This window comes from Enterobacter sp. 296B2, assembly GCF_034106185.1.
Classification (GTDB): Bacteria; Pseudomonadota; Gammaproteobacteria; order Enterobacterales; family Enterobacteriaceae; genus Enterobacter; species Enterobacter cloacae_N.
This window is the reverse complement of the sequence record NZ_JAWNCA010000022.1, coordinates 13159-25597: the sequence shown is the minus strand read 5'-3', so window position 1 is coordinate 25597 and position 12439 is coordinate 13159. Positions and strand designations below refer to the sequence as shown.

Below are 12439 nucleotides of genomic sequence, written 5' to 3'. Positions count from 1 at the left end.
GTCACCTGTATAACCAGTAGGCGGTGGCGTCGATGTTGGCACCACTCGCAATATAACGTTTAAGCGCGGCGGTGTTGCCCACCTGGGTCGCCACCCGCAGCGTCTCAACCTGCTGCTGCTGCGCCCAGTGCAGCGCCGCCTGCATGAGTTTCTCACCCATGCCGCGCCCGGCTAATAAGCCAATACGCGCCTCGCGCGCGTTGAGCTTGCGCAGCGAGACAAATCCCTGAATCTGACCGTCCGCTGTACGGAAAACCAGGCAGACGTGGTCAAAGGTGCCTTTGACCGCATTCTCTATCCACTGGGCATAGAAGCGTCCGCTATCGTCAGGGGCATACCAGGGCGCGCGAAAGCGGCTCTGCGCAAACGCCCGGGCCGCCATCTGGCGCAGCACAGGAATGTCCAGTTCCGTTGCAATTTCCGCGCCGGACGCATCGTGCCGGGTAAGGGCAATGGAAAGGTCTACCTCACCTTCAACCAGCTGAAAACCACGCTGCTGGAGCGCATCAAGCAGATCGGCACGGTCCGCCGGGATTTTAGCCTGCACGCGCTGCCAGACGCTGAGGTCCGCTTCCTGCAGGGCGGGCGCATTCTCGCGCCAGCGGACTATCGCCGAGGGGCGGGCAAAAAATGTGCTTTCCCACTCAAGGGATTCAAGCACGCCATGAAGTTCACTCAACGCCAGACGCCTTTCGTATCAACCACATACTGCTGACGTACGGCATCACCGGACGTCGCTTTAAACTCTTTATGATCCACCAGCAGCACCAGCACGTCCGCCGTCGCCAGCGCGTCATCGAGCGCCGTCAGCGTGCAGTGCCCCGCCAGTTTTGCCGGCAGTTCATGGATATTCGGCTCAACCACCAGCGTTTCGCCCTTATGCCATTCGGTAATCATCTCGGCAATTTCCATCGCCGGGCTTTCGCGCAGATCGTCAATGTTGGGTTTAAATGCCAGACCAAAGCAGGCAATTTTCAGCTCGCTGGCGCGCTTGCCGCTCTCTGCCAGACAGTCCGCTACCGTCGCTTTAACCTGGTTGAGCACCCAGTGAGGTTTGCTGTCGTTCACTTCTCGCGCGGTGCGAATCAGACGCGCCTGCGCCGGGTTCTGCGCCACGATAAACCACGGGTCGACGGCAATACAGTGACCGCCCACCCCCGGGCCAGGCTGGAGAATGTTGACGCGCGGATGGCGATTCGCCAGGCGGATTAACTCCCAAACGTTAATCCCCTGATCGGCGCAAATAAGCGACAGTTCGTTAGCAAAGGCGATGTTAACGTCACGGAAGCTGTTTTCAGTCAGCTTGCACATCTCTGCGGTGCGGGAGTTGGTCACTACGCATTCGCCTTCCAGGAAAATCTTGTACAGCGCGCTGGCGCGTTCGGAACAGACCGGCGTCATGCCGCCAATGACGCGGTCGTTTTTAATCAGTTCGACCATCACCTGCCCCGGCAACACGCGCTCCGGGCAGTAGGCGATGTTGATATCCGCCTGCTCGCCAGCCTGTTGTGGGAAGCGTAAATCAGGACGCGCTTCTGCAAGCCACTGCGCCATCTGCTCGGTGGCACCCACCGGAGAGGTTGATTCCAGGATCACCAGCGCGCCTTTCTTCAGCACGGGGGCAATGGATTTTGCCGCCGCCTCGACATAGACCATATCGGGCTGGTGGTCGCCTTTAAAGGGCGTTGGAACGGCAATCAGGTAGGCATCCGCTTCCACTGGCGTCGTGCTGGCGCGCAGGAAGCCGCCATCAACCGCCTCTTTCACGACTCGGTCAAGATCGGGCTCTACAATATGAATTTCGCCACGATTAATGGTTTCTACCGCCCGTGCGTTGATATCCACGCCGACAACCTGTTTTTGACGGGAGGCGAATGCCGCCGCCGTGGGCAGGCCAATATAGCCAAGGCCAATGACAGAGATGGTAGTAAAACTCATAGCGATACCCGATTGTGTTTAAGTGCATGCAAAATACGGCCACAAGCCTGCCCGTCTCCATACGGATTGTGGGCCCGGCTCATCGCCTGATACGCTTCATCGTCGTGCAGAAGGCGAGTGACCTCTTCGACGATGAGCTGTGCGTTGGTGCCGACCAGACGCACCGTCCCGGCTTTAACCGCTTCCGGACGTTCAGTGGTTTCACGCATCACCAGTACCGGCTTGCCAAGAGAGGGGGCTTCTTCCTGAATCCCACCCGAATCGGTGAGGATCAGCCAGGCGTGGTTCATCAGCCAGACAAACGGCATGTAGTCCTGCGGTTCAATCAGCAGGACGTTTTCGACGTGGCCCAGGATGCGGTTGACCGGCTCGCTGACGTTAGGATTAAGGTGTACCGGATAGACAATTTGCACATCGTCGTTCTGCGCGGCGATTTCAGCCAGCGCGTGACAGATTTGCTCAAAACCCCGTCCAAAGCTTTCGCGACGGTGGCCAGTGACCAGAATGGTTTTTTTGCCGTTATTCAGGAACGGATAGCGGGCAGCGAGCTCTTTCTGCAGCTCGCCGTTTGCCAGTACGCGATCGCGTACCCAAATCAACGCATCAATGACCGTATTGCCGGTCACAAAAATGTTGTTATCGGCGACATTTTCACGCAGCAGGTTCTGGCGAGAGTTCTCGGTTGGCGCAAAGTGGTACATCGCCAGATGCCCGGTAAGCGTACGGTTGGCCTCTTCCGGCCACGGAGAATAAAGATTACCGGTGCGCAGGCCCGCTTCAACATGACCGACGGGAATACGCTGGTAAAACGCGGCCAGGCTTGTTGCCATCGTCGTCGTGGTATCGCCGTGCACCAGCACGACGTCAGGCTTGAACGACTCCAGGATAGGCTTGAGATCCTGCAGTATGCGACAGGTTATTTCCGTCAATCCCTGTCCCGGCTTCATAATATTGAGGTCGTAATCCGGGGCGATGGAAAAGAGGGTTAGGACCTGATCGAGCATCTCACGGTGCTGGGCCGTGACACAGACCTTCGCTTCAATATCAGGATCGCTGGCCAGCGCATGAACCAGAGGCGCCATCTTAATGGCCTCCGGCCTGGTGCCAAATACAGTAAGTACTTTCACATCGATTCTCTTCGATTAGACGATGAAGGCCATAGCCTTCATCGTAAACGGCGTTCTTAGTTTGTACGACGACGCGTTAACGCCACGCCAGCCCCAACGAGTGCGCCCACAATCCCCCACATGATCATCAGGAATGCACGACGCGGACTGTCGCGTTTTACAGGTTCTTCAGGCGTTCTCAAATAACGATAGGTCTGAAAACGCGGATCCAGGGAGGGGCCGACATTAAGCGTATTAAGCATCGCGCGATTTTGATCGTAGTCGAGGTCAAAATCAGGCCCAACGGCCTGCAGATTTTCCAGACGCGCCTGCAGCATTGGGCGACCAAGAAGGAACATTTCAGAATCAGGTAATTCATCAGCCGGAACATCCGTCTCAGTGCGGGAAATGTTGTGCTGTTCCGCAATTTTCAGCGCCTGCTGAATGTTATGGACGCGGCGCGCAAAAATAGTGTTTGCCACCTCTTCCTGACGTTTGACCTGCGCCTTCATCTGGATAGTGCGGGCTGCCCAGGCACCTTTGAGCTCTTCATTGAGATGGCTTGCGGCACGCTGGCTGGCAAACGCAACGTACTGGCGCAACAGGTTATTGGCGTCCGGCGCGGTTTCCGCAATCAGCTTGACGCTGTCGTTGACGTTACGCAGCGCGTCGCCGGGCATATACTGAATATTATTAATCAGATCGTCCAGCAGCGCGGCATCGGCTTTAGTGTTATCAACCCGACGCTGCTTGTAGTAATCCGTCTGGGACCAGAAATCGCGGCGCGTATCCCATGACGCCAGTTGCATCACAAACTCTTTGTAGGCCTCATCCATAACGGAGGCCTGGTCTGGCGTGGCAAGGCTGGCTTTAATATCCAGGTTTCGCAGGAATTGCTGCTGGGAATAGTACCCCCCGAGCATGTTAACCGTTGGTCTGTCCGTGATTGCCGTGGCGCTCCACTCCTGTTTCGCAAAGAACGTGTAGGCCAGCGCCAACAGTGCGAACCCCAGCGCGATTCCCGCAATCCAAAGTTTGCCTGCCCATAACACGCGAAACAAACCCCGAATATCCAGTTCATTCTCAGTTACCACTGATTTCGCTCCCGCCAACGGTTGAGTCATCATAGTCCCGGTTCTACTTAGTTAATGTTGTGTTTTTGCCACTGTTACGTCGCATCCTGCGCTTAATACGTTTAATGAAACGCGCCACCTTCCATGCGCGCTTAATGCAGTAGCCGTAGAGAGAAAATGCTAGCAAGAACAATACCAACATGGCCCACTCAGGTACAAAATGCGTATATTCCGCCGTCACGCCAATCCCCGCTAGAATAGCAGCCGCCAGCGTAATAAGCACAAATGCCTGCCGGGAAGTGAATCCGGCTCGCATGATCAGATGATGAATGTGCTGACGGTCAGCAGAGAATGGGCTCATCCCTTTACGCAGTCGGCGATACATAATCGCAACCATATCCATTAACGGGATGGCGATAATCCATAAGGCTGTTACCGGACTGATGGGATGTACATCGCCCTGAGTAGTTTCCAGCAAAATCCAAATGATAGTAAAGCCGATAAGCGTGCTACCCGCATCCCCCATGAAGACTTTATAGCGTCGGCCCAATGCGCCGAGATTTAACAGGATATATGGCAGGATTGCTGCAATCATGGCGAAACACCACATAGCAAGGCTATATTGCCCATCGAACCATAAAATGAAACCAATTGCGGCAAATGAGACGCAGGAGAGGCCTCCAAGCAAACCATCAATACCGTCAACCATGTTGAACGCGTTAATCGCCACCCACACGGCAAAAAGTGTCAGGAAATAGCCGAACGGGCCGAGTTCCATCTCCCAGGAGCCAAAAATATAGCCCAGGCTACTCAAGTGCAACTTAGCGAATACCATCATTGCAATAGCGACAGCTGCCTGAACGAAAGCGCGTATTTTGACGCTAATGTCGTATCTATCGTCAAGAGCACCGATCACGACAAGAACTGCTGCGCAAGAGAGATACAACCTGGCATGCGGAATATAGTAATCTGCAATAGCAAAAGTGAAGCAGATCCCTGCAAAAACAGAGATACCACCGACCAGAGGGATCATGCCTTGATGACGTTTACGGAAGTTGGGTTTATCCACTAAGCCCAGATATTTCGCCACCTTACGTGCCAGAAACAAAAAGCAGGTGGTAAATAAGAAAATACTGGTTAGTTCAGTAAACGTATCAAGTAGGTTCACAATGGGTGTTCTCAACAAATGTTAGTCAAGGAAGTATAACCATCAAGGCGCCGAGCCTGAAGTTATAAAGCAAACCTCTTACAATTCCATTTGTTTATTATTCAAGCTATTAATGTTTTTACTGTGCGAATTATCTTATTGTCGCACTGACCGGTCAAAATTGGGAGTAGGTGGTACTAGCGTATAGTCCATAAAAGAAAAACGCCACGTAAAAACGTGGCGTTCGCTGGCTTTATTTGCGTTACGAGCGCTTCATCATGTCGAAGAAGTCGTCGTTGGTTTTGGTCATCGCCAGTTTGTTAATGAGGAACTCCATCGCGTCAATTTCACCCATTGGATGGATGATTTTGCGCAGGATCCACATTTTCTGCAGCTCTTCCTGCGTGGTGAGCAGCTCTTCTTTACGGGTACCGGAACGGTTGTAGTCGATAGCCGGGAAGACGCGTTTTTCAGCGATCTTACGAGAAAGGTGCAGTTCCATGTTACCTGTACCTTTAAATTCTTCGTAAATCACTTCGTCCATTTTAGAACCGGTATCGATCAGCGCCGTTGCGATGATGGTCAGGCTGCCGCCCTCTTCCACGTTACGTGCGGCACCGAAGAAGCGCTTCGGACGATGCAGGGCGTTAGCATCCACACCACCGGTCAGCACTTTACCGGAAGCTGGCACCACGGTGTTGTAAGCGCGCGCCAGACGGGTGATAGAGTCGAGCAGGATGATCACGTCTTTCTTGTGCTCAACCAGGCGTTTAGCCTTCTCGATAACCATTTCCGCAACCTGAACGTGGCGAGATGCTGGCTCGTCGAAGGTAGAAGCAACCACTTCACCTTTAACCAGACGCTGCATCTCGGTTACTTCTTCCGGACGTTCGTCAATCAGCAGCACCATCAGCACGCAGTCTGGGTGGTTATAGGCGATGCTCTGCGCGATGTTCTGCAGCAGCATGGTTTTACCTGCTTTCGGCGGCGCCACAATCAGACCGCGCTGGCCGCGACCGATTGGCGATGCCAAATCCAGAACACGTGCGGTTAAGTCTTCGGTAGAACCGTTACCACGCTCCATGCGCAGGCGAGAGTTCGCGTGCAGCGGCGTTAAGTTCTCAAAGAGGATCTTATTACGCGAGTTTTCCGGCTTATCGAAGTTAACTTCATTGACTTTCAACAGCGCAAAGTAGCGTTCACCCTCTTTAGGAGGACGAATCTTACCTGAAATGGTGTCACCAGTGCGGAGGTTGAAACGGCGGATTTGGCTGGGGGATACGTAGATGTCGTCAGGGCCGGCGAGGTAGGAGCTGTCTGCAGAGCGGAGGAAACCAAATCCGTCTTGCAATATCTCCAGCACACCGTCGCCAAAGATATCTTCGCCACTCTTAGCGTGCTGCTTCAGGATGGCGAAAATGATGTCCTGCTTGCGCATACGAGCCTGGTTTTCCAGCCCCATATTTTCGCCGAGAGTGATCAGCTCAGAAACCGGCGTATTCTTTAATTCGGTAAGATTCATAATGGTGTGGGTTCTTAAACTCGGGGTGATTCTCGAACTTAATGTTGTGAATGGTATGGCAGGGTCATCCATGCCTGTTTAGCGGCCATCACCTCATGTCTGTTCGCTGTCTGGTCACAGGGAAAGAACGCAGAACTGAAACGACAAGACGGATTGAGTGACAAGCCCGGAATTTAGCCACTTCACGCATTGTTCATGTCAACAACGGGAAGTATCGGGTAAAACAAGATTCAAACAACAGATATGTTTAAAACGAAGTCATAGCTAACTTAGCACGACTTCAGCCGGGCGTCCAGAGTTCCACATCATTTAGCCGGGGGCTCTGGACGCACAGCGGAGAAACCTTACGCCAGGTTAGCGTCCAGGAACTCTTTCAGCTGACCTTTGGACAGCGCGCCCACTTTGGTCGCCGCCACTTCGCCGTTTTTGAACAGCAGAAGGGTCGGGATGCCACGGATACCGTATTTTGGTGCGGTACCCGGGTTCTGGTCGATGTTCAGCTTGGCAACCGTCAGTTTGCCCTGATATTCGTCAGCGATCTCATCCAGAATCGGGGCGATCATTTTGCAAGGACCACACCATTCAGCCCAGAAATCGACGAGGATCAGCCCGTCAGCCTTAAGTACGTCCGTGTCAAAACTGTCGTCAGTCAGGTGAATAATTTTATCGCTCATATATAACTCCACAGGAATAAGCCTGGTACGTTGGTTTTGTCTCCACCAACGACGTGTTGATGTCGCATTAACCAACTAAAGGTTGACTTTATTTCACCGGATACGCTTTCGTAAAGCAATAGTAAGCTGATATTCTACCACACTATGAGCAAAACACATTTAACAGAACAGAAGTTTTCCGACTTCGCCCTGCACCCGAAGGTGATTGAAGCCCTTGAAAATAAAGGGTTTCATAACTGCACGCCCATTCAGGCTCTCGCCCTGCCGCTGACGCTGGCCGGTCGCGATGTTGCAGGGCAGGCGCAAACCGGTACCGGCAAAACGATGGCGTTCTTAACGTCAACGTTCCATTATTTACTTTCTCACTCAGCGATTGCAGACCGCAAAGTTAACCAGCCGCGCGCGCTAATTATGGCCCCGACGCGAGAACTGGCGGTACAGATCCATGCAGACGCTGAGCCTCTGGCGCAGGCCACCGGCCTGAAGCTTGGCCTGGCCTATGGCGGCGACGGCTACGATAAGCAGCTGAAAGTGCTGGAAAGCGGCGTGGATATCCTGATCGGTACCACCGGCCGTCTTATCGACTACGCCAAACAGAATCACATTAACCTCGGCGCAATCCAGGTTGTGGTGCTCGATGAAGCTGACCGTATGTACGATCTGGGCTTCATTAAAGACATCCGCTGGCTGTTCCGCCGTATGCCGCCGGCTAACCAGCGCCTGAACATGCTGTTCTCTGCAACCCTTTCTTATCGCGTACGCGAGCTGGCGTTCGAGCAGATGAACAATGCGGAATATGTGGAAGTGGAACCTGAGCAGAAAACGGGTCACCGCATTAAAGAAGAGCTCTTCTATCCTTCCAATGAAGAGAAAATGCGTCTGCTGCAAACGCTGATTGAAGAAGAGTGGCCCGATCGCGCCATTATCTTCGCGAACACTAAACACCGCTGTGAAGACATCTGGGGCCATCTGGCTGCCGATGGTCATCGTGTTGGCCTGTTGACCGGCGACGTGGCGCAGAAAAAACGCCTGCGTATTCTGGAAGAGTTCACCCGTGGCGATCTCGATATTCTGGTCGCAACCGACGTGGCGGCACGTGGTTTACACATTCCGGCCGTGACGCACGTCTTTAACTACGATCTGCCAGACGACTGCGAAGACTACGTACACCGTATCGGTCGTACCGGTCGTGCGGGCGCAAGCGGTCACTCGATTAGCCTTGCGTGTGAAGAGTATGCGCTGAATCTTCCAGCCATTGAGACCTACATCGGTCACTCTATCCCGCAGAGCAAATACAATCCGGAAGCGCTGTTAAGCGAACTGCCGCCGCCTAAGCGTCTTACCCGCCCGCGCTCCGGCAATGGTCCGCGTCGTTCAGGCGGCGCACCGCGTAATCGTCGTCGTTCAGGTTAAGAAAATATGCTCAGCTCCACCTCGCTCTATGCGGCAATTGATCTCGGTTCGAATAGTTTTCATATGCTGGTTGTGCGTGAGGTGGCGGGAAGCATACAAACGCTGACGCGCATTAAGCGCAAGGTCCGCCTCGCGGCGGGCCTGAGCAGCGATAATCACCTCTCCCCTGAAGCCATGGAACGTGGCTGGCAGTGTCTGCGGCTCTTTGCTGAGCGTTTGCAGGATATCCCGCATGCCCAAATCACCGTCGTCGCCACAGCGACGCTCCGACTGGCGGTTAACGCCGTAGATTTTATTGCCAAAGCGCAGGAAATTCTGGGGTGTCCGGTTCAGGTTATCAGCGGCGAAGAAGAAGCACGCCTGATCTACCAGGGCGTTGCCCACACCACCGGGGGTGACGATCGCCGCCTGGTGGTGGATATCGGCGGTGCCAGTACCGAGCTGGTCACCGGCACCGGCGCGCAGGCCACGTCACTGTTCAGCCTGTCGATGGGCTGCGTGACCTGGCTTGAGCGCTACTTTACCGATCGGAACCTGGGGAAAGAGAATTTCGACGAGGCAGAAAACGCCGCGCGCGAAGTGTTACGCCCGGTGATGGACGAACTGCGCTATCACGGCTGGAAAGTCTGCGTGGGTGCCTCAGGTACCGTGCAGGCCCTGCAGGAAATCATGATGGCGCAGGGAATGGACGAGCGAATTACGCTTGCCAAACTTCAGCAGCTTAAACAGCGTGCCATTCAGTGCGGACGGCTGGAAGAGCTGGAAATTGAAGGCCTGACGCTGGAACGTGCCCTGGTTTTCCCGAGCGGGCTGGCCATTCTGATTGCCATATTCACCGAACTGAATATCCAGTGTATGACCCTGGCCGGCGGCGCGCTGCGCGAAGGTCTGGTCTATGGGATGCTGCATCTGTCGGTGGATCAGGACATCCGCAACCGTACTCTGCGCAACGTGCAGCGCCGTTTTCTGGTTGATATCGATCAGGCTGGCCGCGTATCGCAACTGGCATCACGCTTTGCCGACCAGGTCGCTAACGCCTGGGATCTTGATCATCTGAGCCGCGATTTATTGCTGAGCGCCTGTGCGCTGCACGAGGTAGGGCTAAGCATTGATTTTAAGCAGGCACCTGCTCACGCAGCGTATCTGGTGCGCAACCTGGATTTGCCTGGCTACACGCCTGCACAGAAAAAGCTGCTGGCAACGCTGCTGCTAAACCAAACCAATGCCGTAGACCTCTCCTCTTTGCATCAGCAAAACGCCGTACCGCCGCGCGTGGCCGAGCATCTGTGCCGCCTGCTGCGTCTGGCGATCCTGTTTGCCAGCCGCCGCCGCGATGATTTGCTGCCTGCCATTAATCTGCTAGCCGATGATGAAAAGCTGACGCTGACGCTGCCGGAAAACTGGATTGATAATCACCCGCTTGGGGCAGAGATGATCGAGCAGGAGTGCCAGTGGCAGAGCTATGTGCACTGGGTACTCGAGGTGAAGTAATACGCTGAACATTGCCGGGTGGTGGCTTAGCCTTACCCGGCCTTGTATTATCCTTTCTCTTTGGCTTTTGCCAGCATGGCGCGGATGTTTGCCACGTTAGCCTGCCCCTTGTGCATCCGCTCTTCTGCGGTAATCACCTTGCGCTCCTGTTCCCAGATCAGGTCATCTTGCGGCAATTCCAGCAGGAAACGGCTCGGTTCCGGGCGGACGAGTTCACCGTACTGGCGGCGCTCTTTACAAAGCGTGAACGTCAGCTCCTTCTGCGCACGGGTGATCCCCACGTAGGCCAGGCGGCGCTCCTCGTCGACGTTATCTTCATCAATGCTGCTCTGGTGCGGCAACAGTCCCTCTTCCATGCCGACTAGATACACATACGGGAACTCAAGCCCTTTTGACGCATGTAGCGTCATAAGCTGAACCTGATCGGCCTCTTCTTCGCTCTCGCCGCGCTCCATCATATCGCGCAGGGTAAAGCGAGTGACCACCTGCGTCAGGGTCATCGGCTCGTCGATTTCAGAGCCCTCCAGCATTTCGGTCATCCAGCTGAAAAGCTGGTTAACGTTTTTCATCCGCATCTCAGCGGCTTTCGGGCTGGCGGAGGTTTCGTACAGCCAGGATTCATAGTCGATGCCGTGGATCAGATCGCGTACGGCTGCCACAGGCTCGCGCTCTGCCAGCCGCTGTACTTCGCCAAGCCAGTGAGTGAAGCGGGTCAAATTATCATACCCGCGCCCCGTCAGCGTCTGGCTCAGGCCCATATCAAAGCTGGCGGTAAACAGGCTTTTATTGCGGGTCATCGCCCACTCGCCGAGCTTTTGCAGCGTTGCCGGTCCAATCTCTCGCTTCGGTGTATTCACGATGCGCAAAAACGCGCTGTCATCATCCGGATTAGTGAGCACGCGCAGATAGGCCAGCAGATCTTTGATCTCTGGACGCGAGAAGAACGAGGTGCCGCCCGAGATCTTGTACGGAATGCGGTTCTGCATCAGCATCTTTTCAAAGACGCGCGACTGGTGATTGCCGCGATAAAGGATTGCGTAATCTTTATATTCGGTTTTATTGACGAAGTGGTGAGCGATGAGTTCGCCCGTCACGCGCTCCGCTTCATGATCCTCATTGTTGGCGCTGAGCACTTTCAGCTCCGTGCCATAGCCCAGTTCGGAGAAGAGACGCTTCTCAAAAACGTGCGGGTTATTGGCAATCAGGATGTTTGCTGCCTTCAGGATACGCCCGGAGGAGCGGTAGTTCTGCTCCAGCTTAATCACCTGCAGGGCGGGGAAATCTTTGCTCAGCAGCACCAGGTTTTGTGGGCGCGCGCCGCGCCAGGAGTAAATTGACTGGTCATCATCGCCTACCACGGTGAAACGCGCGCGCTGCCCCACCAGCAGCTTCACCAGCTCGTACTGGCTGGTGTTGGTGTCCTGATATTCATCCACCAGCAGATAGCGGATTTTATTCTGCCAGCGCTCGCGCACTTCTTCATTGCGCTGCAGCAGCAGCGTGGGCAGCAGGATAAGGTCATCAAAGTCCAGCACGTTGCACGCTTTCATATGTGCATCGTACAGACCGTAGCAGTGGGCGAAGATCCGATCCCGTTCGCCTTTAGCGATCGCCGCGGCCTGGGCCGGGGTCATCAGATCGTTTTTCCAGTTCGAGATCGTCGAGATCAGCTGCTGCAACAGCACCTTATCATCTTCGATCAGCCCCTCAGTAAGCTCTTTAAGCAACGCCACCTGGTCGGTATCGTCAAAAAGCGAGAAATTAGACTTCATTCCCAGCGCCGCATACTCGCGTTTGATGATATCCAGCCCCAGCGTGTGGAAGGTTGAGATCATTAGCCCGCGCGCCTCTTTGCGCCCCAGTGTCTGGCCGACGCGCTCTTTCATCTCGCGCGCCGCTTTATTGGTAAAGGTGACCGCCGCAATGTGGCGCGCCTGGTAGCCGCAGCCGCGGATCAGGTGCGCAATCTTGTTGGTGATGACGCGCGTTTTACCGGATCCTGCGCCCGCCAGTACCAGACACGGTCCGGTGACAAATTCGACGGCTTGTTGTTGTCCGGGGTTTAAACGCATAAA

General features: G+C 54.7%; 10 protein-coding genes. 2 read left to right on the top strand and 8 right to left on the bottom strand.

Going from position 1 to position 12439, the window contains the following annotated elements; translation table 11 throughout:
• Window position 1: 1 nt before the first annotated feature.
• From rffC to trxA, 7 genes are all read right to left on the bottom strand, one after another.
• Window positions 2-679: a dTDP-4-amino-4,6-dideoxy-D-galactose acyltransferase gene (rffC, locus tag URZ40_RS15990; protein ID WP_316380857.1), complete on the bottom strand. Its 678-nt coding sequence runs from the start codon at window positions 677-679 to the stop codon at window positions 2-4.
• Window positions 676-1938 carry a UDP-N-acetyl-D-mannosamine dehydrogenase gene (gene wecC, locus URZ40_RS15985; RefSeq protein WP_320720828.1) on the bottom strand — a complete coding sequence of 421 codons (1263 nt, stop codon included), beginning with the start codon at window positions 1936-1938 and terminating at the stop codon, window positions 676-678. Before wecC ends, rffC begins: the two co-directional genes overlap by 4 nt.
• On the bottom strand, window positions 1935-3065 hold the full coding sequence (gene wecB, locus URZ40_RS15980) for a non-hydrolyzing UDP-N-acetylglucosamine 2-epimerase (protein WP_316380855.1): 1131 nt from the start codon (window positions 3063-3065) through the stop codon (window positions 1935-1937). Before wecB ends, wecC begins: the two co-directional genes overlap by 4 nt.
• A gap of 56 nt (window positions 3066-3121) precedes the next feature.
• Window positions 3122-4168, bottom strand: coding sequence for an ECA polysaccharide chain length modulation protein (gene wzzE, locus URZ40_RS15975; protein WP_316380853.1), 1047 nt, complete (start codon window positions 4166-4168; stop codon window positions 3122-3124).
• A gap of 13 nt (window positions 4169-4181) precedes the next feature.
• Complete coding sequence (wecA, locus tag URZ40_RS15970; RefSeq protein ID WP_080330358.1) at window positions 4182-5285, bottom strand: UDP-N-acetylglucosamine--undecaprenyl-phosphate N-acetylglucosaminephosphotransferase; 1104 nt, start codon at window positions 5283-5285, stop codon at window positions 4182-4184.
• 241 nt (window positions 5286-5526) lie between these two features.
• Window positions 5527-6786, bottom strand: coding sequence for a transcription termination factor Rho (rho, locus tag URZ40_RS15965; protein ID WP_008501566.1), 1260 nt, complete (start codon window positions 6784-6786; stop codon window positions 5527-5529).
• Between the two features lie 344 nt (window positions 6787-7130).
• Window positions 7131-7460, bottom strand: coding sequence for a thioredoxin TrxA (gene trxA, locus URZ40_RS15960; RefSeq protein ID WP_006179218.1), 330 nt, complete (start codon window positions 7458-7460; stop codon window positions 7131-7133).
• Window positions 7461-7604: 144 nt separating this feature from the next.
• Here trxA and rhlB point away from each other — a divergent pair, with 144 nt between their 5' ends.
• Both rhlB and gppA read left to right on the top strand, forming a co-directional pair.
• Entirely contained in the window at window positions 7605-8873 is a 1269-nt protein-coding gene (rhlB, locus tag URZ40_RS15955; protein WP_123923183.1) for an ATP-dependent RNA helicase RhlB, read from the top strand.
• A 6-nt stretch (window positions 8874-8879) separates the two neighbouring features.
• Entirely contained in the window at window positions 8880-10364 is a 1485-nt protein-coding gene (gene gppA / locus URZ40_RS15950) for a guanosine-5'-triphosphate,3'-diphosphate diphosphatase (protein ID WP_116343688.1), read from the top strand.
• A gap of 47 nt (window positions 10365-10411) precedes the next feature.
• Here the strand turns inward: gppA and rep are convergent, their stop codons facing one another.
• Complete coding sequence (gene rep / locus URZ40_RS15945; RefSeq protein ID WP_116343687.1) at window positions 10412-12436, bottom strand: DNA helicase Rep; 2025 nt, start codon at window positions 12434-12436, stop codon at window positions 10412-10414.
• Between the last annotated feature and the right edge of the window lie 3 nt (window positions 12437-12439).